Annotated in this window: 17 protein-coding genes; 3 read left to right on the top strand and 14 right to left on the bottom strand. The window is 38.1% G+C overall.

Annotated elements, in window-relative coordinates; genetic code table 11:
* Window positions 1-152 precede the first annotated feature (152 nt).
* A complete protein-coding gene (locus ACR1PN_RS00935) occupies window positions 153-380 on the top strand; it encodes a hypothetical protein (RefSeq protein WP_433978482.1) in 228 nt (75 codons plus the stop codon).
* Between the two features lie 222 nt (window positions 381-602).
* On the top strand, window positions 603-881 hold the full coding sequence (locus ACR1PN_RS00930; protein ID WP_433978481.1) for a hypothetical protein: 279 nt from the start codon (window positions 603-605) through the stop codon (window positions 879-881).
* Between the two features lie 156 nt (window positions 882-1,037).
* Here the strand turns inward: ACR1PN_RS00930 and ACR1PN_RS00925 are convergent, their stop codons facing one another.
* From ACR1PN_RS00925 to ACR1PN_RS00875, 11 genes are all read right to left on the bottom strand, one after another.
* The gene (locus tag ACR1PN_RS00925) at window positions 1,038-2,108 is read right to left on the bottom strand and encodes a UDP-glucose--hexose-1-phosphate uridylyltransferase (protein WP_433978480.1); all 1,071 of its coding nucleotides are present in this window, start codon (window positions 2,106-2,108) and stop codon (window positions 1,038-1,040) included.
* Window positions 2,077-3,261, bottom strand: a complete 1,185-nt coding sequence (gene galK / locus ACR1PN_RS00920) for a galactokinase (RefSeq protein WP_433978479.1) — start codon at window positions 3,259-3,261, stop codon at window positions 2,077-2,079. Before galK ends, ACR1PN_RS00925 begins: the two co-directional genes overlap by 32 nt.
* 409 nt (window positions 3,262-3,670) lie before the next feature.
* Complete coding sequence (locus ACR1PN_RS00915; RefSeq protein WP_433978478.1) at window positions 3,671-4,636, bottom strand: transketolase family protein; 966 nt, start codon at window positions 4,634-4,636, stop codon at window positions 3,671-3,673.
* Between the two features lie 618 nt (window positions 4,637-5,254).
* Window positions 5,255-6,100, bottom strand: a complete 846-nt coding sequence (locus ACR1PN_RS00910) for a transketolase (RefSeq protein ID WP_433978477.1) — start codon at window positions 6,098-6,100, stop codon at window positions 5,255-5,257.
* A 4-nt stretch (window positions 6,101-6,104) separates the two neighbouring features.
* A complete protein-coding gene (fsa, locus tag ACR1PN_RS00905) occupies window positions 6,105-6,758 on the bottom strand; it encodes a fructose-6-phosphate aldolase (RefSeq protein WP_433978476.1) in 654 nt (217 codons plus the stop codon).
* 295 nt (window positions 6,759-7,053) lie between these two features.
* Complete coding sequence (locus tag ACR1PN_RS00900; RefSeq protein ID WP_433978475.1) at window positions 7,054-9,084, bottom strand: alpha-glucuronidase; 2,031 nt, start codon at window positions 9,082-9,084, stop codon at window positions 7,054-7,056.
* 140 nt (window positions 9,085-9,224) lie between these two features.
* Window positions 9,225-10,193: a glycoside hydrolase family 43 protein gene (locus tag ACR1PN_RS00895; RefSeq protein ID WP_433978474.1), complete on the bottom strand. Its 969-nt coding sequence runs from the start codon at window positions 10,191-10,193 to the stop codon at window positions 9,225-9,227.
* A 183-nt stretch (window positions 10,194-10,376) separates the two neighbouring features.
* Entirely contained in the window at window positions 10,377-11,498 is a 1,122-nt protein-coding gene (locus ACR1PN_RS00890; protein ID WP_433978473.1) for an endo-1,4-beta-xylanase, read from the bottom strand.
* Between the two features lie 270 nt (window positions 11,499-11,768).
* Window positions 11,769-13,223 (bottom strand): MFS transporter, encoded by a 1,455-nt coding sequence (locus ACR1PN_RS00885; protein WP_433978472.1) that lies wholly within the window; start codon window positions 13,221-13,223, stop codon window positions 11,769-11,771.
* Between the two features lie 219 nt (window positions 13,224-13,442).
* Window positions 13,443-15,353 carry a sialate O-acetylesterase gene (locus ACR1PN_RS00880; protein WP_433978471.1) on the bottom strand — a complete coding sequence of 637 codons (1,911 nt, stop codon included), beginning with the start codon at window positions 15,351-15,353 and terminating at the stop codon, window positions 13,443-13,445.
* Between the two features lie 7 nt (window positions 15,354-15,360).
* On the bottom strand, window positions 15,361-17,730 hold the full coding sequence (locus ACR1PN_RS00875; RefSeq protein WP_433978470.1) for a beta-L-arabinofuranosidase domain-containing protein: 2,370 nt from the start codon (window positions 17,728-17,730) through the stop codon (window positions 15,361-15,363).
* A gap of 542 nt (window positions 17,731-18,272) precedes the next feature.
* On the opposite strand from ACR1PN_RS00875, the gene ACR1PN_RS00870 reads away from it, so the two are divergent.
* On the top strand, window positions 18,273-18,959 hold the full coding sequence (locus ACR1PN_RS00870) for an NUDIX hydrolase (RefSeq protein WP_433978469.1): 687 nt from the start codon (window positions 18,273-18,275) through the stop codon (window positions 18,957-18,959).
* A 2-nt stretch (window positions 18,960-18,961) separates the two neighbouring features.
* Here the strand turns inward: ACR1PN_RS00870 and ACR1PN_RS00865 are convergent, their stop codons facing one another.
* From ACR1PN_RS00865 to ACR1PN_RS00855, 3 genes are all read right to left on the bottom strand, one after another.
* Window positions 18,962-20,872 (bottom strand): DUF294 nucleotidyltransferase-like domain-containing protein, encoded by a 1,911-nt coding sequence (locus ACR1PN_RS00865; RefSeq protein WP_433978468.1) that lies wholly within the window; start codon window positions 20,870-20,872, stop codon window positions 18,962-18,964.
* Between the two features lie 2 nt (window positions 20,873-20,874).
* A complete protein-coding gene (locus ACR1PN_RS00860; protein ID WP_433978467.1) occupies window positions 20,875-21,519 on the bottom strand; it encodes a 3'-5' exonuclease in 645 nt (214 codons plus the stop codon).
* A gap of 70 nt (window positions 21,520-21,589) precedes the next feature.
* Window positions 21,590-23,317 carry a sodium:solute symporter family transporter gene (locus tag ACR1PN_RS00855; protein ID WP_433978466.1) on the bottom strand — a complete coding sequence of 576 codons (1,728 nt, stop codon included), beginning with the start codon at window positions 23,315-23,317 and terminating at the stop codon, window positions 21,590-21,592.
* Window positions 23,318-23,319 lie beyond the last annotated feature (2 nt).

The following is a 23,319-nucleotide window of genomic DNA, read 5'->3' as shown; positions in this document are numbered from 1 at the left end:
GTACATTTGTTAAAATTTTAAAAATATTTACGTATTTGTTTTTAAAATCAGACCCACATCCTTTTGTTGGGGTATTTTATCCATAATACCTTAGCAGCAAGAAATTTAAAACAATTCCCGGCCGGATCTTTAGACAATTCAAACCAAAAATTATGAAACTAAAAATCATTAGCTCTTTAGTCATTTTATTATGTCTGAATACCATTTCGTGCAGGGAAATCGAAAATACCGCCGCTGAGGATATGAAATTAGAAGAAAAAATAACGCCTGAATCTAACGCATCAAGAACGCAACGTATAGACAGTATCCGAAGTCATTCGATAGAAGACAATTATCCTGACCCTCCTAAAACCGGACATCAATGGCGCATTAGAAATTAATACCAATTCATAATAAATAGTCAATTACCATGATGATATGAGCTTTTTGGAAAGTTGCAGTAGAAACAATTCAATAATTAAAAGATAAAACACAAACTCTTATATAAAACTGATTTCTTTCCAAAAAGTACGTATCTGAGAGATTGCCGGATCATTTTCTTCAAACCATTTTAGATATTAATCATAAGGTAATTATGAATTTACCATTTTTAACAGCACTATATGAATAATACTGATTTAATTGGAGTGTTCTACAATGATGAATATCTGCTAAAGATTACAAAAAGATATATTCAGCTCAGTACAAATATTGGAACACATCATAAACCTTTTTATTCTAATATTCTTTGGCGTGAAAAGTACGATTTTATAAAATTAGAGGAATATTTTCAGCTTTCGGAAAATATATTGTTAATCAGTACCGGAAATAATACACAGAACATCACAATCACAATATTGGATGATAATATAACCATTTCATTAACAAGATTTACTCGGTAAATTGCTTTAAGCAATAATTCTAATTAAGAGTAAGTATATTTAATAAAATGCTATCTCAAAAATTTCCAGATAAAAATAGTAAAGAATAAAAATTACTATTTCCTTTTATTTAAGAGGATATCAATGTAGCTTAAAATAAGACTTGTTCTGAAAATCCTATTTGGATTGAATTTTATAATGTGTTACTGAAAGACTTTTCAATATCGCCGCACTCTGCTCCGGTGTAATATCACGCTGAGCTTCTGCCAACATTTCATAGCCTACCATAAACTTTTTCACTTCCGCACTTCTCAGCAAAGGCGGATAAAAATGCATATGAAAATGCCATTCAGGATGAGGTTTTCCGTCGGTTGGCGACTGATGAATTCCTGCCGAGTATGGAAATGAAATTTCAAAAAGATTGTCGTATTTCGTGGTTAAATCTTTTATTATTGATGCTAAAGAATGCTTTTCATTTTCGGAGAACTTAATCAGATTTTCAATTTTTCTTTTGCTCACGATCATTGTTTCGTAAGGCCAGATTGCCCAGAAAGGAACTAATGCAACGAAATTTTCATTTTCAAGAACAATTCGTTCGTTGATTTCCAGCTCTTTTTTCACATAATCTTCCAAGAGTGAAGTTCCGTTTTTGTCAAAATATTTTTTAAGGTTTCCCTGGGTTTTTACAACAATAGATGGCACCGACGATTGTGCCCAAATCTGTCCGTGCGGATGCGGATTGCTGCAACCCATCACCTGACCTTTATTTTCGAAAATCTGAACGTGATTGATGTAATCCAGATTTCCCAATTCTTCGTACTGATTTTGCCAAACATCAACGACTTTTTTGATGTCATCAACTTCCATTTCAGGCAGTGTTAGACTATGATTTTCAGAGAAACAGATGACACGATTGATACCTCGTTCGGGTTTTAATAAAAAGAAATCCGACGTTTTCTCAGAAAACTCAACTTCATCTTTCATCAATGAACCGAAATCGTTATCAAAAACATAAACGCCTTCGTAATCAGGGTTTTTATCGCCATTAACACGAACATTTCCGGAGCACAAATAACAATTCGGGTCGTGAGCCGGAAGCTGCTCCTGTAAAGTTTTTTCGGTCTGTCCCTGCCAAGGGCGGTTTGCTCTTTGAGGCGACACCAGAATCCACTCGTCCAAAAGCGGATTGTATCTTCTGTGCGGATGTTTTTTCTGATTAAATGACGAATTCATTTTCTTTGTATTCATTAATTCCGTCCGATATTTTTACTCTGTAGACTTTCATTTCGATGTCGAAAGCCTTTTTATATTTTGCACTGATAGCGTCGATAATCTGATCAACATTTTCATCTTTAATAAGATTAATGCTGCAGCCGCCAAAACCGCCACCCATAATTCTTGCCCCTAAAACACCTTCTTCCTTTAAACTTTCCTCAACCATAAAGTCGAGCTCATCGCAGCTAACTTCAAATTCGGTCGAAAGTCCGGAATGCGTTTCGTTCAAAAGTTGACCAAGATGTTCGACATCACCTTCTGACAAAGCTTTTGCGGCTTTTTCCACCCTTTTGATTTCTTTGAGAAGGTAAAAGCATCTTTTATAGGAAATCTCTCCCATTTCTGTTCTTGTCTCATCAAGCATCTCAAAACTGAAATCTCTGAATTTTTGTATTTCAGGAAACTTTTCCCACAATATTTTTTTGCCGTTGTCAACATCTCTTCTTCGGTCGTTGTAACCGGAAGTAAGATGGGTATGTTTTACGCAACTGTCGAAAAGAACTAAACTGTAACCATCAATATTCGCTTCAAAATACTGATGTTCCAAAGAATTGCAATCGAGCATAATCACTTTATGCTCTTTTCCGAAGACTGACGAAAACTGGTCCATAATGCCGCATTTTACGCCTACAAAGGTATGTTCGGATTTCTGACCAATGACCGCTATTTCTTTTTTATTTAAATGTAAATCAAAAATTTCGTTGAGAATATAAGCAAACCCACATTCCAAAGCTGCCGATGATGATAAACCGGAACCCATCGGAATCGTGCTGCTGAAAGCAATCTGCAAACCTCCGACTTCTTTTCCCGATTCCTGAATGACATTAAAAACGCCCAACAAATAATTGACCCAGGTCTGCGAAACCGGAAACTGTTTTTCATTAACATCAAAACTGAAAGAATCGTTAAAATCTTTTGCAAAAAAAGAGATTTTAGAATCTTCTGTTTTTTTTACGGCAAAGCAAATATGTTTATCAATGGCAGCCGGAAGTACAAATCCGTCGCTGTAATCGACGTGTTCTCCAATGATATTGATTCTTCCTGGAGCAAGAAAAATTCGTTCCGGCTCCGATTCAAAAGCCGACCGAAAGGCCTCTTTTGTGTAATTGATTAAATTCTCCTGCATAAAATCTGCAAATTATATTGAATGGAAAGTTTAAATTTAAATTAATGACTAAAGTTACGGTTTTCTGATTAGGTAACTGTCCTGCTCAATCGGAGAAGACAGTTTGTGACGTGACAGGATTCATATTGATAACCGAGACTTTTCTCTTTTCCTGTTTCGATGACCTTCTTTTTAACCACTAAGAGCACAAAGAGATTCACAAGGAGCACAAAGCTTGTGACCTTTGTGAGAAACTTGTTGTTCATTGTGGTTTATAATAACACAATATTACAGACTTTCTGATTTCTGCTAATCACTTTTCTAACCACTAAGAACACAAAGAAATCCACAAGGAACACAAAACTTGCGAACTTTGTGAAAAACCTAGTGTACTTTGTGGTTAAATAACCGCATTTCTAACAATGCAATTTTACAAACTTTCTGATTTTCTGCTCATCACTTTTTTAACCGCCGCCACGATATCATTCGCAGTTAATCCGTATTTTTCCATCAGTTGATCAGGCGTTCCGCTTTCTCCGAAACTGTCGTTGACGGCAACATATTCCTGTGGTGCAAGATATTCCGTAATCAGAAGCTGTGCAACGCTGTCGCCTAAGCCGCCTAATCTATTATGTTCTTCTGCGGTTACTACACAGCCTGTTTTCTTTATAGATTTTAAAATCGCTTCAGAATCCAATGGTTTGATGGTGTGGATATTGATGATTTCTGCATCAATGCCTTGTTCTTCCAGAATTTCGCCGGCTTTGATGGCTTCCCAAACCAAATGGCCTGTTGCAACAATTGTTAAATCTTTTCCTTCATTCACCATCCAGGCTTTCCCGATTTCAAATTTCTGATTTTCATCGGTGAAAACAGGAATTACCGGTCTTCCGAATCTTAGGTAAACCGGACCTTCATAATCTGCAATCGCAATGGTTGCCGCTTTGGTCTGGTTGTAATCGCAAGTGTTGATGACCGTCATTCCGGGAAGCATTTTCATCAATCCGATATCTTCGAGAATTTGATGCGTTGCGCCGTCTTCACCTAAAGTTAAGCCAGCGTGAGATGCACAAATTTTCACATTTTTCCCTGAATAAGCCACCGACTGACGAATCTGGTCGTACACTCTTCCGGTAGAAAAGTTGGCAAATGTTCCTGTGAACGGAATTTTGCCTTCCGTTGCCAAACCTGCTGCCATTCCAATCATATTGGCTTCTGCAATTCCGACCTGGAAGAATCTTTCCGGTGCTTTTTCGATGAATTTTTCAAATTTTAATGAGCCAATCAGGTCAGCGCAAAGTCCGACAACATCGGGATTTTTATCGGCCAATTCTGCCATTCCGGCTCCGAAGCCGCTTCGGGTGTCTTTTTTTTCTGTGTAGGTATATTTTTTCATTTGATTAATTGTTGGTTATTTTTAAAGCAAAGAGCGCAAAGATTTTTTTATCTTATTGAGGATATTTTTCGTTCGCAAAGGCGCTTCGCTCAGCTAAGAAAGTGGATTCCTCAAGTAAGTTTTATCCGATGTTTTTACAAAATATTTTTTTTGTGAATACTAAAAGCTTTACAGGTCACCTCTACGAGGTTTTGTGATGCCGAATTATTTTTGATCTATTATCAGTTCGCTCCTACGGAGCATTTATTATTCTAAAACGTATTTAGATTGAGCCACAGCGTGGCGAACTGTTAATAGCAAAATTAAGTTTAGAGCATCAAGCTCCGTAGGAGTGACCTGTAATTTAACATCACAATAAATTTCATTGTTCTTCCCGAAAACTTTTTCTCTTGAATGTTTTATTCATTGATTGATTTGGAACGGCGAATCTATCTCCACTTTATTATTTTTATTTTGAATCGATGAATCTTGTTCCTCGATTTCTCGCAGCCCGGCTTGAGTGGAGCTCTTTTTGTGACATTGCGCGTTGTAACGTTCTATGGATTGCTTCACTTCGTTCGCAATGACACAAAAAAGCGGGAACGGAAGACGGATTAAGCTGCCCAAATAATTCTCAAATTAATAATCTCCCAAAGTTTCTTCTAACTGATCTAAAGCCTTTTGTAATTGCTCGTCATTCGGTGCTTTTCCGTGCCACGCGTGTGTTCCCATCATATAATCGACACCGTAACCCATTTCTGTTTTCAGAAGAATACAAATCGGCTGACCTTTCCCTGTTAAAGATTTGGCTTCGTCCAGAACTTTCAGAATTTCTTTCATATCGTTTCCGTTTTCCACTTCAAGAACTTTCCAGTCAAAAGCTTCAAACTTGGTTTTCAGATTACCTAATGAAAGGACTTTTGAAGTCGGCCCATCAATCTGCTGACCATTGTAATCGACCGTTGCGATAAGATTGTCAACTCTGTTGTGAGAAGCATACATAATGGCTTCCCAGTTCTGCCCTTCCTGCAATTCGCCATCGCCGTGAAGACTGAACACCAAATTCGGATCTTTATCTAATTTCTTTCCGACCGCGTGACCAACTGCCACAGACATTCCCTGTCCAAGCGAACCGGAAGCAATGCGAACTCCGGGAAGATGCTCGTGCGTCGTCGGATGTCCCTGCAATCTGGAATTCAGCTTTCTGAAAGTGGCCAGCTCAGATTTGTCGAAATAGCCTGCGTGCGCCAAAACGCTGTAAAAAACAGGAGAAATATGGCCGTTGGAAAGGTAAAAAACATCTTCGCCTTTTCCTGTCATATCGAAACCTTCTTTTCTTTTCATCGCATCAAAATAAAGAGCTACAAGAAAATCTGTACATCCTAATGAACCTCCCGGATGTCCCGACTGGCAGGCGTGAACCATTCTTACAATATCTCTTCTGACCTGAGAAGCGATACTTTTTAGTTTTGAAATATCGTGCATATTTTTATTGCATTTTTTGTGAATCTTTGATGAACTGCTCCAAGCCGGAATCCGTTAAAGGATGCTTCAGCAATGACAAAATCGGTGGCAAAGGACAAGTTACGACATCGGCGCCAATTTTTGCACAGTTGATGATATGCATAGAATGGCGAACAGATGCTGCCAAAATCTCAGTTTCATATCCATAATTATCGAAAATGGTTCTGATTTCCTGGATTAAATGAAGACCGCCTGTGGAAACATCATCCAGTCTTCCTAAGAACGGAGAAACGTAAGTTGCTCCTGCTTTTGCCGCTAAAAGTGCCTGTCCGGCTGAGAAAATCAGGGTACAGTTGGTTCTGATTCCTTTTTGCGAAAAATATTTGATGGCTTTGATTCCGTCTTTGATGATGGGAACTTTTACCACGATATTCGGATGGATGGCTGCCAATTCCTCGCCTTCTTTTATCATTTCTTCATAAGTTGTGGAAAGTACTTCTGCCGAAATATCGCCGTCTACAATTTCACAAATGTCTTTGTAATGCTGCAAAATAGCTTCTTTCCCGCTGATTCCTTCTTTTGCCATCAGGGACGGATTCGTTGTAACGCCATCAAGAATTCCCAGATCCTGAGCTTCTCTTATCTGATCAAGATTGGCAGTGTCAATAAAAAATTTCATATATAGATTTTTACTTGTTATTAATTATTTTACTCGTTATTAGTTTTAGTTATTAGATTTGATTATTTTATTATTTTGACTCTGTTTGTCATTCCGCAGGAATCTAAACTGCTCTATTTTAGTTCTGTTGAGATTCCTTCGGAATGACAAACGAGCTATTAAGAAATCTGATTATATATTCATTAAAGTTAAATGATTTTATTTAAGTGTTAAAATTACACTTAATTTACAAAACAAACAACTTCCTGTCTCAAAAAGATTTAGAAAGTTATTTGTTTAAGTTTAAATAGATTGATTAATTATGATGTCTCATATTGAGTTTGATTTTTTTTAAATCTTCAAGCTGGTGAACAGGTTTTTCGATATCAGACGGAATTGGTCTTTTGGAAAATGTCTGGAAATATAACAGGCACGCATCTTTCCACCAAACGGCATCTTCAGCCTGAGTTTTCAGTTTATCCTGAACATCAGAGAATCTTTGCTGATCAATATAAGGTTGCATTTTGTCCCAGGTTTTCTGATAATCTCTCACTTCGTGAACACCCAAATCATATTTGTAACACAACTCATCCCAAAGTGTTTTTCCATCTTTCATTTTATAATCCCACGGAACGTGATGGAACCATAGAATCAGATTTTCTGGAGTTGTCTTGATGTTTCCATAGATTTCATTCAATGGCGGAAAATATTGCGAAACGGCATTGCTTCCCGTTTTTGTTCTATCGAATCCGATTCCTTCTGTATTGGCCTGATGATAATATACTGGCGACCAGTCGGGTCTTCCGCCTTTGTAATCGCCCCACGGTTCCGGACCGTAATGGTGTCCGCCGGCAAAAATGTGGTGAAGACCAAGCGGCATCATATAATCTACGACAGTTTCCCGTGAAATAAGCATTATTTCTTTGACAGGATTTACAAAGTTTTTGTCATCCGTGAAAGTCATTTTAATCCATTCATCCGCAATCTGTTCTGAGGTTAAATCGTGATTCCAGGCCAGACGTCCGAAAGCGTACCAATTGGCCTGTGCAAAGTGATGACCCGTCCAGTTTTGATCTTCCCCTATATTGGCAACTGCTGAAATGGCAGTCAGTTTTGCAGGTCGCAAAGTTCCGTCCGTGATTTTAGCAATCGTAGAACCTTTTCCATCTGAAAAAGTATCGCTGCCCAATGTTTCTTTGAATAACGGCGCAAGATAAACCAGATGATTAGCCTGTCCCAAATATTCCTGAGTAATTTGAAATTCAACCATTTCCGAAGTTTTTCTCAATGCTCCAAAAAGCGGATTGAATGCTTCTCTCGGCTGAAAATCGATAGGTCCGTTTTTAATCTGAATAATCACATTATCCCTGAATTTTCCGTCTAATGGAACAAATTCCAGATGCGCCTGTTTCGCACGGTCTTCTTTGCTTGGACTGTATACAAACGCTCTCCACATCACGATTCCGCCATAAGGTTTCAAAACATCTGCCATCATATTGGCTCCGTCTGCGTGCGTTCTTCCGTAATCCTGCGGTCCGGGCTGGCCTTCGGAATTGGCTTTTACCAAAAATCCTCCGAAATCAGGAATCAGTTTATAAATTTCTGCCGCTTTATCTTTCCACCATTTCTGAACATCCTGATTCAACGGGTCTGAATTTTGTAATCCTCCCAAAACCTTTGGTGAAGAAAAATTGACGGACAGGTAAACTTTGATTCCGTAAGGTCTGAAAATATCAGCTAAAACTTTGACTTTTTTAAGATAATCTTCACGAAGCATATTCGGTGAAGCATTTACATTATTAAGAACTGTTGCGTTGATTCCGATGGATGCGTTGGCTCTTGCATATTCTTCGTATCTCGGCGAAAGTTTATTAGGTAAGTCTTCCCACTTCCAAAGCGAATGGCCGGCATAACCACGTTCAATGGTTCCGTCGAGATTGTCCCAATGGTTAAGAATTCTTACATCATAGGAAGGTTTTTCTTCAAGTTTCAGATTAGAAAAATTGGCTTTCTGCTGCTGTAAATTCAACAGATGATAGCTTCCGTACAACAATCCTAAGTCTGTTTTTGCCAAAATGCTGATTTTTTTCGGAGTAGAAACGATTTTATAACCATCCTTGAAACTGTCCGGAAATCTATCAATTTTTAAATCAACGGCTTGTCCTACCCAATGTTGGTTCAGTTCCTTTTTGGCAATTTCAATGGTAGGACTTTTACTGTTTGAATTAACAATATTTCTTGGCTTCGGATTGACCGGATATCTCAACCATAACTGACTTCCATCTTCAGCAAAAGCCATTAACGGAAGAATTAGAAACAGTAATATGTAATGTCGGAAATGTTGCATTCTTAAATTTTTAAAATTATTTAAGTTTTGGCTAAAGCCAAATGGTATGTCACTTTTTTAAACGGGCTAAAGCCCGTTCCTATTGATAATAGGATTTTATCCTATCCTTCGTTAAATCGTCCCTTCGGGACTTTTATAGATTATTCTTCTAAACCTTCAATGGTTTTGATTTTACCGTCTTTATCATATTCAATTTCGACAACCTTCATACTTCTCAGCCACGTTCTTCCGCCGCTTGGAACAGAATCGTGGAAAAACAGATACCATTTCCCTTTAAATTCCACAATGCTGTGATGTGTGGTCCAACCCACAACAGGTGTCAAGATTTCGCCTTGAAAAGTGAACGGACCATAAGGATTATCACCTGTTGCATAACAAATCAAATGCGTGTCTCCTGTGGAATAAGAGAAGTAATATTTTCCATTGTATTTATGCATCCAGGATGCTTCAAAAAAACGATGTTTGTCACCGTGAAGCAAAGGATTTCCGTTTTCGTCCAAAATCACGACATCTTTCGGTTCTTCGCCAAATTCCAGCATATCATCACTTAACAACACTACTTTTGATGAAATGGCAGGCTCATTATCGGCAGGAAGGATGGCAGATTCCAATGCTTTGTTATTTCTGTAACGTTGCAATTGCCCACCCCAAATTCCGCCGAAATACATATAATGCTTTCCGTTATCCTCAAAAAGACAAGGGTCGATGCTGTAACTTCCCATCATCGGATGTTTTTCCGGAATGAATGGTCCATAAGGTTTATCGCTCACCGCAACCCCAATTCTGAAAATATCGTTTTTGTCCTTCAGCGGAAAATACATATAATATTTGCCATTTTTGAAGGCTACATCGCAATCCCATAACTGTCTTCCCGACCAAGGAATATCCTTTATCGAAAGAACAACGCCGTGGTCCGTAACTTCGCCATTTTCCACATCATCAAGGGAGAAAACGTGATAATCATTCATATCGAAATGGTCGCCGTTGTCGTTTTCTTCGGTGCCGCTTTCACGGTCGTGTGATGGATAAATATAAAGTTTTCCTTCAAAAACGTGTACGGAAGGGTCTGCCATATAATCTTTCGGGAAAAGGTATTTTGCTTTGTTCATTTTATAGTTTAGATTTTTAGGTAATAGATTTATTTTTTAACCACAAAAGTCACAAAAGAAATGATTGAAAATTTCAGCTAATCAAAAGTTCAAAAAAGGAAGCTGCAGTAGACGTTTTGCTTTTTTGTTCTTTTGATGTTCTTAGCTACAAAGAAGTCTTTTGTTACTTTTGTGGTTTAATAATTATTTTTCTTTCGTTAATTGAATTAATTTCTCTACAACTGGTTTTGCCTGGTAATTTCTGTCGAATGGCAACGGATAATCGGTTCTGCCTTTTACCGGGAAATCGTTTTTCCAGGATTGATTGTCGGTAACGCCCCACAATGTCACTCGTCTTATTTTATCCTGATGTTTCAGGAACAGTCTGAAGAAATCCAGATAACGGTTTTCCCACTCTTTCGTCACATTTTCAGGTAATCCTTTGGTGTAAGGATTCATTTTTGCTTCGTATTCTACTTTGTCGGAAACGTTCGCAGAAGTTCCCCAAGGTGAAGGAAGTGCGCTGATTTCCATTTCGGTAACGTTGATTTTTACTCCGGCTGCTGCGTAATCGGTGATTGCTTTTTCGTATTCTTCCAGTTTTGGATTGTCCAATCCTACGTGAGTCTGCATCCCTACTCCATCGATACGAATTCCTCTTAATTTAAGATCTTTTACAATTTTGGTAACAGTTTTTACTTTTTCAGGGAACCATTCATTGTAATCGTTGTAATAGAGTTCGGCATTTGGGTCAGCTTCCTGCGCATATTGGAAAGCAAGCGGAATAAATTCTTCGCCCAAGATTTCGTAAAACTTGGATTTCCTGTAGGTTCCGTCTTCCATAATCGCCTCATTCACCACATCCCAACCTTTTACACGACCTTTGTATCTGCCGACCAACGTTGAGATATGGCTTTTCATTCTCTGTTTCAGGACTTCCGGAGAAACATCTTTTCCGTCCTTGTCCACAAAAAACCATCTTGGTAACTGTGAATGCCAAATCAACGTGTGACCGATGATGAACATTTTATTCTTTTCTCCGAATTCTACGAATTTATCGGCATCACCAAAGAAAAATTTTCCTTCCTGAGGTTGAATGAACATTGATTTCATACAGTTTTCCGCAACAATGGAACTGAATTGTTTTTTGATGATTTCATCCGATTTTACATCAGTACCGTCAATTTGCGGAAGGCTCATTGCGGTTCCGATGTAGAATTTATTTTTGTAGGCATCTTTCAGGGAATCTTTTGAGGATGCAGAGCTTGCTGTTTTGCACGAAACGGTCAAGGCTAAAATTCCTAATAATGCGATTATTTTTTTCATAACTATTCTTTTTTAAATTTAAACGAAAGGAGCGCAAAGATTTTTTCGACTACTATACTTTTTAAGGTTCGCAAAGGCGTAAACTCAGCGAAGAAATACAAAAATCTTACTCTTTAATCTTCTAGCTTTATCAAGTTTTGAAACCTTGACAAGACTTTAACAGTGAATCTCTCGCAGCCCGGCTTGAACGGAGCTCTTTTTGTGGAGCAAAGCGGAACAAAAAAGCGGGAGTGGAAGACGGATAAAGCTGCCCAAATCATTAAACCAATATTAATCTTCTTTTTTTCTTCTTTCTTTGAGTTCCTGTTCGATTTGGGTTTCCATTTTTTTGTTGATTTCGTAGAACATTAATAATCCACACGCTGCAAAGAACGGAATGGCCGGAAAAATACTGACCAGCATCTGAGCGCCGTTTGCAACGGATTCTGGTTGAATAACGTTTTCGGTTCCTTCGGATGAAATGTAGCCGTAATGCCCGATAATGGAAGAAACCAATGAACTTCCAATGCTCAATCCTACTTTTAGCCCAACCATCATTGCTGAGAAAATAATGGCAGTGGCGCGTCTGTTGTTTTTCCATTCGGAATAGTCGGCGACATCAGCAATCATCGCCCAAAGCAACGGGGTGCTGATTCCGTAGAAAAAGCCGTGCAGAATCTGAGAAAGGAACATTAATTCTACTGATTTTGGCGGATAAAAGATGAATGCAACAATAAATAAAGTTGAAATAAACAGGGAAGCGATGAACGCATCTCTTTTCCCGTATTTATCGGCAAATCTTTTTGAGAAGGTAATTCCAACAATCATCATAATAATTCCGCCTGCATTGAACAACCCGAAACCTGCTGAACGAGAGTCCTCACCGAAGAAATTCATCCCGATGGAACTGAAAAATGCGGTAATCGGCGAAATGAAATTTTTCAAAGAAGTTTCATCGACATAATTGTTGAAATAATAAACGTATGAACCGCCTTTCATTGCCAAAGTAATGAAAATCAAAGCTGTAACTACCAACATTATGATCCAAGGTTTGTTTTTCTTTAAATCTTTTAAATCGGCTCCCAAAGTAGATTCCTGTTCCGGTTTTGGAATGACTCTTTCTTTGGTTGTGAAAAATGTGATGAGCAACATAATGGTTCCGATAATCGCCAACCAGGTCATTACAATTTCAATTCCGGCTGCCTTGTCTCCTTGCCCGACTGATAAAATTATCGGCAACATAAACACCTGTACGAAAAACTGGGCAAACATTACCGCAACAAAACGGTAAGAGGAAATACTGTTTCGTTCGCCCATATCGCCTGTAATCACTCCGCTCAATGCTGCATAAGGTAAATTATTAGCCGCATACAGGAGTAATAAAATTGTGTAAGTTGCTGCTGCATAAACCATTTTTCCCTGATACGAAAAATTGGGTGTACTGAATGCAAAAAGTGCTGCTGCACCCAACGGAACGGCAGAAAATAAAATCCACGGACGGAATTTCCCCCATTTGGTTCGGGTTCTGTCTGCCAAAGCGCCGACCAGCGGATTGAACCCGAAACCGGCAATAAGTCCGACGATCAAAGTGATAATGGAAGCGTCTTCCGGCTTTAATCCGTAGATATCGGTGTAAAAATAAGCTAAGTAAGTTACCAAAGTCTGGAAAACCAGATTGGCCGCTAAATCTCCCAAACTGTAGCCGATTTTTTCAACGACAGATATTTTCTGAGATGGATTGTTCATATAGTTTATGGTTGTTTTTTATTGAGATAAATAGATAATAGACTGATAGATGAAAGATTTTTTAAACATTAAGAATTTAAGTGACTTAATTTTTCTTAAATAAAATTGACTTGTTAATTTCTTAAAATTTTCACTTATTATTAAATTTCTTAAATCCTTAATGTTTAAATAAATTAGAAATAAACAAGTTTATTTAAATTAAGGAATTTAAGCCTTGAGTTATTCCGTTGTGAAAGGTGATGCAGGAAGTCCGGTTTTGTTTTTCAGGTTTCCATCGGGATTGTCTGCCCAGTCATAACGGACTGCAACGGGATTTGTCACCGAATCATTCCACACTACAATTGTTTTACTTTCGATTTTTGCTTTTGCCCAAGACCAGTTTCCATCGGCATTTTTGATGGCAAAACCTTTCAGTTCGGCAACGGGAGTGAAATCATCCGTTCCGGATTTGAAAGTAAGAACGATTTTATTTCCGTTTGATTTCATTGATTGATAAACCGGTCCGTCTGTAACGATGTTTTTCCCGTAAGCCAATTTCATCGCCTGCAAAGCCAACCTGTCACCTACTGTTTTTTTATCGAGTGGATGAATGTCATTCCATTCTCCGACATCGATGATTACGGCAAGTCCGGCATTCGGAACATTTAGCGAAACTTTACGTTGTTGATCTCTGAGTTCCGCCCAGTTACTTTCTATTGGCTGTGCTTTTGACTCCATAAAATTAGCCAATTGAACGGTGATGAATGGCATTTCTTTGTTATTGAATTTATTTCTCCAGTCTGTAATCATCGTGGTTAACAAATCGCCATATTCTTTTGGTTTTCCGGTGTTGCTTTCGCCTTGATACCAGATTGCTCCCGTGATATTATAATTAATTAAAGGATTGATCATCGCATTATATAATCCTGTCGGCTTCCAACGGATAAAGGTCGTTCCGGGCGCCATTTTTTCCATTTTTGTCCCGATTTTATATTTCCATTCGGATTTTAAATCTATTTTTTGTCCGTCGATTTCAAGGTAATACGGTTTATCTGCAATAAACTGCCCTTTTCCGCTCCCGTTGGAAACTCTTACGGCAATGACGTTTTTGCCTTCTTTCAAAATTCCGGCCGGAACGTCGTACCAACGTGGCGGATATTCATAGGTTACATTTCCGACTTTTGTCCCGTTGATATAGGTTACATCAGCATCTTTGATTCTTCCAAGATTTAAAAATGCTGATTTTCCTGCCTGATTTTTCGTTAAAGTAATTTCTTTTCTGAACCAAACCGAGCCCTCAAAAGAACCTTCTTTGTCTTCCCATGAACCGGGAATTTGCATCGTTTTCCAATCAGAATCATTTAAATCAAATTTTTCCCAATGTTGATTGAGTCCAATATCACTTTGGTCTAATTCCGCATACCAAACCTTGCTGAGCGCCTGTTCAGAAGATTCCGTAGATTTTATCAAGTCATCATTCTGCCATTTTTTTGCTTCGTCGAGATATTCAGGATATTTTTTCAAAGAATTTTCATCCATCCAAGCCTGAATCGGAGAACCTCCCAAACTGGAATGAATAATTCCTACCGGAACTTTATTTTTTTCACTTACATCTTTAGCAAAAAAATACGCAACACCAGAGAAGTTCAGAATGGTTTGAGGATTGGTAGCTTCCCATTTTCCACCATCTAATTCAGTCTGTGGCGACTTGAAATTATATTTCTGAGGAACTGTAAAAAACCTGATATTCTGATTGTTAGCATTTTTAATTTCATTCGAATATAATGGAGTTAGTCTGCGCATCGGCAATTCCATATTCGATTGTCCTGAAGCCAGCCAAACGTCACCAATCAAAATATCTTTCAGGGTTATTTCGTTGATGGTCATTGTGTACGGACCGCCTGCTTTCTGCTCAGGAAGCACGATTTTCCAGTTGCCGTTTTGGTCTGCAGTCGTTTTGTAGTTTTTGTTGAGGAATTTCACTTCTACTTTTTCATTGGCATCGGCTTTTCCCCAAATATTTAATTTCTGGTTGCGTTGTAAAACCATTCCGTCCGAAACCAATGCGGGAAGCTTGATTTTAGCTTCAACACAAAGATTGCAAATCAATAGAAATAAGCCTAGAATTTTAGTGAAAATATTATTTGACATATTAGTTTTATTTTGGTAATTCGTTCAGTAACCTCACTTCAATAATTTTTGGAGTCAGAGATTTTTCGCCTGAAATAAATTTTACGGTGAGTGTCTCTTTATTCTTTTCCGATTCGGGAACCGGGATTAACAATGTTTGTGGTGAGCTTCCCATTTTCCCTTCAAAATCTTTTGAAAACACTTTAATTCCATTGACTTCGGTATTCAATGTACGATTGTTATTGGCATCAAAGTACAGAAGATAAAGGTATTTTGCATTTTTATCCTTATTTCTCATCTGATAGCTGAACCAACCTTTTGCATCGCGGAAATGCCTGTCTTCCATATAACCATCGTAAGCATCTTTGCTGTCAAAAAAGTGATCGGATTCCGGCTGTTGCTCGCCTAACTGAATTTTATCTGTTGTGATATTATCCAGTTTTCGGACAGCTTCTTCTTCCTGAGCTTTTTTCTGCTGAATGATTTCGATTTTATCCTGAGTTGCCTGAGGAAAATAAATGATATATCGCTCTTCCTGGACTTGATAAAACGGAACAAGTTCTAACCCGTTACTGAATTTATTCTGAGGATAAAGACCGCTAATTTTAAATGTTAAATCTTTTTGATTAACAGGCTTTAAATGATCCAAAACAGTTGTCGAAGTTCCTAAAATTGTGGGAATATCATTCAACGGAATTTGAGGTCCGTGCGCAATATGCCCGCCACGACTATCATCGGCAAACAATCCCTGCTGGTTCTCTTTGCCATATTTGGCTGCCAAAACGATGGGTCCGTATCTGAATGCATAATAATCGGAATTATCCGGAAGCGGTTCCGCGGAAAGATGCATCGGCATTTTCATTTCGACAACATCGTCTTTTTTCCATTTTCTGTTGATGTTAATATAACCTTCGGAATCGACAGGAATATTTATATTTTTTGAATTGACGGAAACGCTTATCTGTGAAGCATTCGTCCATTCCGGAACTCTTAATTTTAAATTGATTTCGGATTTTGGCGCAAGGTCAAAAATTAATTTTGTGGAAGGGGTCTGAGGAAAATTATTTTCCTGTCTTACAATCATTTTTTTCTCCGACCATTTTAAAACAGACGGAATAAACAGATTGACATACAAATTGTTATCCGAATGCGCATAAATCATTTCGCCATATTTCGCGTGGTTTTCCATTCCCGAACCGACACAGCACCAGAAACTGGTTTCCGGCTGCGAATAGACCCTGTAATGACCGGGACGCATCGGCGTAAAATACACAAAACCACCTTTTTCTGGATTTTGAGTGGAAAGAATATGATTGTATAAAGCCCTTTCGTAATAATCTAAGTAAGATGATTTTGGATTGGTCGCGAAAAGTTCTTTGGTCAGTTTCAGCATATTGTAGGTATTGCAGGTTTCGGGACCTTCAATACTTTTAATCATTCCGCTGAAATCGGTTGTTGGATTGAAATGTTCGCTGACACTGTTTCCACCGATAATTGCTGAACGTTTTTGCGTAACATTCGTCCAGAAAAAATCTGCCGCACTGTTCCACTCTTTATTATGTTCCAAATCGGCAATTCTTTTGAAGCCAATCACTTTCGGAATCTGCGTATTGGCGTGAATTCCTGTCAGTTTATCTTCGTGAATCAGCAAAGGATTTAAAATGGCAAGGTGTGAAAAACGATGCGCAAGCTTTAAATATTTTTCATTTTTTGTAATGTCATAAACATCGGCAAAAACCTCATTCAGTCCGCCGTGTTCACTTCTCAGCATCTCCTGAATCTGCTCATCGGAAAGTCCGGAAACTTCATCCGCCATCCAATCAGTAAGTTTGATGAGCATTTTTTTTGCCTTTTCACTGTCTGCATACCAATAGGCATCACGCAAACCTGAATAAATTTTGTGAATATTATATAATGGAACCCAACGGTCATTCAGTCCGAAAGCTGATGCGCGAATATTACCATCTGAGATTTCTTTCCAAATTTTTTTGCCATTCGGAACGCCGGAAATATAGCCGTTTCCTGAAAGATTTTGGCAACGCTCCAACTCATCGATCATATAATCGAGGCGCTGCTTTACTTTGGTATCGCCTGTAGAAGCATACATCAAAGCCAATGCTGAAATATAATGCCCGCCGATATGACCATCCAATCCAGTGTTTTCCCAGTTTGGATAATTTGGTTTTTTAGGATTGAGTCCCGCTTCTTTCAGATATGGAGCCAACAAACGGTCGGCATCCATCGACATAATATAGTTCTTATCTGTCTGCATCGCCCTGCTGAAAACACTTTCAGACAAAGCGACCTTATTCAGCGGAAAATAACTGACCGTTTTGCTCACCTGCCCAAAAGCAAGCGTGCCTAAACCTAAAAATACTACCAGCGATTTTTTATTCATTAATAAATGTCTATTCAACATTTCTAAAAATAAAAGAAAGAATCAATATGACAAAGAATTTTGCAGAATAAGCCGATGGAATCAAAAAAAAGTATATTTTAAAGTCTTAGAAAAAAGCTGAAAACGGCAAGGACTTATCATAAAAATTAAGATTATTAAAAATCACGATAATCAGAACCATACGGCTAAACCGCTTGTATAAAAATGAATACGGAATACCGAGTGAAGGCGTGAGTAATTTATATAAATAACTTATCGTATTTTTAAGACTAAGCCTTGACTATAGTTTTCGGGTAAATTTAAAATGAAAGGAAATTTAATTTTAACATATTTTTAACGTTGAGTTCATCTGTTTTTAATGTTTTTAATGAATAAAATGTAAGCTTCAGAGCCATTAATTGCTCCCAAAATATTAAGGTAAATGATGAAATCTGGATTTTTTAAAAATAAAAAGTAAAATAAAGTGTATAAAATACATTTATATGGTTTCAACTGTAAAATCAAAGCCTAAAAGCATTAACTTTGCATAAAAATTATAATCGATGACACAAGACTATTCTCATTTTCCACGACATCTGGTAGCTGTTGACTGCATTATTTTCGGGTTCGATGGTGAAAATCTCAAGATCCTTCTGGTACAAAGGAATTTTGAACCGAAAATGGGTGAATGGTCATTAATGGGTGGTTTTATCGGGGACAAAGAAACCTCTGATGAAGCGGCACAGCGTGTCCTGAACACACTTACCGGACTGGAAAATATTTATCTTGAACAGCTCAATTCCTATACTCAAATCGACCGCGAACCGACGGCGAGAATTATGTCGATTTCGTATTATGCACTGATTAATATTGAAAAAAATATTCAGATCAATGAAAAATACAGTGCAAAATGGTTTGATCTGCAGGATTTTCCGAGCCTGATTTTCGACCATAATGAAATGGTGAAAGATGCAGTTCTGAGACTTAGAAGAAGGGCTTCCACACGACCTATCGGTTTTGAGCTTCTGCCGGAAAAATTCACGATGAAAGATCTGCAGACTTTATACGAAGCCATCTTCAACGAACAGTATGACAAGCGGAATTTCATCAGCAAAATCAATGCGCTGGATATTCTTGTGAAAACGGAAGGAAAAGATATGAGCTCGTCTAAAAAAGGGTCTTTTCTTTACACTTTCGATGAAGAAAAATACAATAAGAAAATTGCGGAAGGGTTTATGTTTAAGATTTAAACTTAAAAACTTCCTGTAAATTTCACTTTGATTCCCAGCTGGAAATTGGCAATGGTTTTGAAGATTTCGATTAAAGTGACACGCTCTATTTTGGTAAGTTTACTGATTTCTATATAATTATCAGGATGCTTTTTATCAATATTGCTCTGGTTCGCCTGATTTTTTAGCCGAAGTGCCATCAGATAATAGTAAGACTGATGCATTTCGTTGTATTGCTGTTGCGTGAAAACTCCTATTTCCGTCAGCTTTTTCATTCGTTCGCCGGTATTCTCTATTTCCAATTGGTTTTTCAACGCATACACACGGAGCAAATCTACAATTGGCGACATCGCAGTTTTGATATCGAAAACCTCTGATTTCCCGATGGTCTGGGTTTTAATTCTTTTCAGAAAAGTCAAAGGCGGTTCGTACTGTAAAGCATTTTTGGCAATATGAGCAAAAAACAGCTGATTGGGTGAAGCTAATTTTTCCTTGATATAGTTTTTCAGGTCTTTCACAATACTTTCTTCACCATAAATAAAACGGAAATCGAAAAAAGTGGAAAGCTTCATTGCGGTTTCCGGCACCGATTCTTCGATCCATTGGTTGTAATTTCTTTTCCAGTGAGAAAGAGAATGGGTCCATTTGGGATTGCTTGCCATAAAATTTCCTTTGCAGTATTCAAAGCCAATGGTATTGAGATCATCCGAAACTTTTTTGGCAAAATCCAGAAAATATTCCCTTACCATTTCGCGGTGTTCATTGGCTTTATCCTCGTAGATAATTCCGTTGTCCTGGTCTGTGCTTAGAGTCTGTTCTTTCCGGCCTTCGCTTCCGGTCACGATAAACGCAAATTTTGCAGGAGGTTTTCCTATCTGCCTGATAACTTTTTCTATTACTTTTCCTGTTATTGTATCGGCAATTGTTGTAATGACCTGACTGGCAATTTCACCGTGCACTCCCCTTCCCAATAATTGAGTAATAATATCCGGGACCTGCTTCCATTTTTTCTTAAGTTCTTCTACACTTTCAGCCTGCTTTACCGATTGAATAAAAACAAGCGGACTTTGTCCCTGCTCGCTCAACAGGCGATTTCTGCTCAGAAAGCCTACATATTCGCCATTATCTTGTACGAGAAGATATCTTGATTTGGTTTTAAACATCATCAGAACCGCTTCATAAAGATAGGCGTCGCTGGAAATACTTACAATGGGATTATCCATCACCTCAGAAATTGCAATTCTGGAATCCAGGCAGCGGGCGATAACATTATCTCGCAAGGTAATATCTGTCGCATAGCCGATAATTTCGTCACTTGCTGATTTTTTCACAAAGATGCAGCTTACCTTATGGGCAGCCATTATTTGGGCTGCCTCAAAAACAGGAGTATTTTCTTCGCAGGAAACAATACTTTTATAGGTAATTCCTTTTATTTTTCTTGAGTAAAGCTGGTCAGCCGCAAAATAACTTTCTTCAAACGTTGCAGGCGTTTTCACAAAATGAGAAAATTCCTCATCCAGCATTTTTTTACCGAAATCTGATGTAAAATAATGGAAAAAATCTTCATACGCGTTACACAACTCGTAAAATTCCTTTTTCGGTAATGTATAAACAACAGTTCCCTTTTTGGCAATCGCCGATTTCAATGCACGTACTCTGTTCAGAACCACAGATATTCCCCCAAAACAATAAGGCGAATGGTGTATCGAAATACATCTTTTGTTTTCCGCTGCATCGAAAAAAAATGTTTCGTATTCTCCGGATTCAATAATGTCTACCCCTCTCATTTCCGTCACTTCCTGGCGATAGACCAATGTATCTTTGGAAAACTCGGTTTGGGTAAAAGATTCAGAAATTTCTTCAAGAACTGTTTCGGGTAAAAGATGAAAGGGTTCTGTTATTTTTAAAAGTGAAATAATTTTTTCCTGCATCATAGTTATTTCATTTTATGGGTTAAAAACTTTAAACCAGATTCAATTTTCTGATGAATATTCTGAAAGTCGGTTTCTGAAACCTCTCCGCGTTTCCGGATTTCAAAAAAACATTTTGCAGTTATTTCTGCATCGATCATCGCATTGTGGAGATGTTCCATTTTTTCATTAAAAAGAAACTCGTAAAGCTGAGGCAGCTTAAAATAATCAGCTTCTGGATTAACAACATACTCTTTACTTTTAAGCATTGTGCAGTAGAAATGACTCTGCAGAAAAGGATTTTTCAGGTTTGCCCTGTAAAAATCGGCGCTTAGTGTATGAATATCAAACTCTGTAAAATGTCCCGTAATCAAGGGTTGAAATTCTTTTATATCCGTTGAAAGCTTTTCTAAAACCAATGTTCTTTCCTGTCCGTTTTTACTTAGAAATTCTTTGGTAATCCCGTGGATTTTCAATGACTTCGAACTGATTTTCAAATCCTCATTAAAAATATAAAAATTTTCACGTTTAACTTCCTGGGCATTTTCGTCATAAATAACCCAGGCCACCTGAACTGCGGAAGGCCAGTTATCTTTCTCAGAATAAGGCAGGCTCCATCGTTTCGGGATTCCTGTGGTTTCGGTATCGATGAAAAGAAAATAGGTTTTCAAAATACAATCAAAAATTATAAAAAATAAAAAAAGGATGCCTCAATGACATCCTTTTTATAATACCTTAAACTTACCAAAATCTCACGTAAAGTGCTGTTAATAAAAGTAATGTTACAACAATTAAAACCAATGTTCTGTTGTCCACTTTGAACATTGATGCATCGATTGCAAATGCTTTCGGGTTCACTTTCGGACCGGCAAGACTTATCCCAACCATCGTCAGAACCGTGAAGAAGAATGACCAACCCATATTAATCAAAAACGGAATTTCGGTAATCGTGTGAACTACGCCGTTTTCCAGTTTTTCATACGTGAAAGCTGTATATAGCCAAGTTTCTTTTCCGAAAATTTCCACAGCAAAACTATTGAAGAAAATCGCCAGAACGAATCCTAAAATTACGCCTACCAAAGCTGCAGTTCCGGTTGTTCTTTTCCAGAACATTCCTAAAAGGAACATCGCAAAAACACCCGGACTGATAAATCCTGTATATTTCTGAATAAAGGTAAATCCACCTTCACCACCAATTCCCAAAGCATCTGTCCAAGTAAATGCCAAAGCCACAAACATTGCAATGATAATTGCCCATCTTCCGGTTCTTACCATCTGGATTTCCGTTGCATCAGCCTTCAAATATTTTTTATAAATGTCTAATGTGAAAATCGTTGAGATACTGTTCACTTTCCCTGCCAAAGAAGCAACGATTGCTGCCGTCAAAGCCGCTACTGCAAGACCTTTCAGACCAACAGGCAAAAATCCTAATATTGCAGAATATGCTCCGTCTTTCACTCCGTTAAAGCCAGGCAAATGTCCTTTTGTATACAAAACGTAAGCTGCAATTCCCGGAAGCATTACGATAATCGGCATAAATAATTTAAGGAATCCTGCGAATAAAATTCCGGTTCTCGCCGTTTTTAAATCAGCTCCCAAAGCTCTTTGCGTGATGTACTGGTTACAACCCCAATAATTTAAATTAACAATCCATTGTCCTGCAAAATACATTGCCAATCCCGGTAAAACCACATATTTCTGAACATCCAGATTTTCAGGCATTGCTAAAGTTGTCGTTGTTTTAACCGGTTTTTCCAGCATTAATTTGAAATGTTGCGGCGCTTCATTCATCAAGGTCTGAAATCCTGTCAAAGCATTTCCTACAGCCGCTCCGTTGATTCTCTGGTCGACAATTTGCAACGCCATATAAACGGTAGCAAAACCTCCGATAATCAAAACCGCCACCTGAATTACGTCGGTGTAACCGATTACTTTCATACCGCCAAGACCGATTAATAATGCCATTAGAAGCAATCCAATCATAATGATATGAAGATGACCGCCGCCCAACAGCGTATCAATTGCTAAAGCTCCTAAATAAAGAATTGAAGTCAGGTTGACAATCACATATAAAAACAGCCAGAATACCGCCATAATCAGGGAAACCGATTTGTTGTAACGGGTTTCCAGGAATTGCGGCATCGTATAAATTTTGTTTTTAAGATAAATCGGAATGAACCAAATGGCAATAATGATGAGCGCCAATGCTGCAATCCATTCATAAGCTGCCACTGCTACGCCGACGAAAAATCCTTCGCCGGACATTCCGATGAACTGTTCCGCTGAAATATTGGAAGCAATCAAACTTGCTCCAATCGCCCACCAGGTTAGTGAACCTTCCGCCAGGAAATAATCTTTACTACCTGTTGCTGCAGATTTTTTTTTGTTATAAATCCAGATTCCGTAACCGGCTACCACCACAAAATAAATCAGAAATATGATGATATCAATAGTTGCTAAATTTCCCATAC

The sequence above is a fragment of the Chryseobacterium sp. RLHN22 genome (genome assembly GCF_051011795.1).
Lineage (GTDB): Bacteria > Bacteroidota > Bacteroidia > Flavobacteriales > Weeksellaceae > Chryseobacterium > Chryseobacterium zhengzhouense.
The sequence above is the reverse complement of the archived record's forward strand: the minus strand, read 5'-3'. Positions and strand labels throughout refer to the sequence as shown.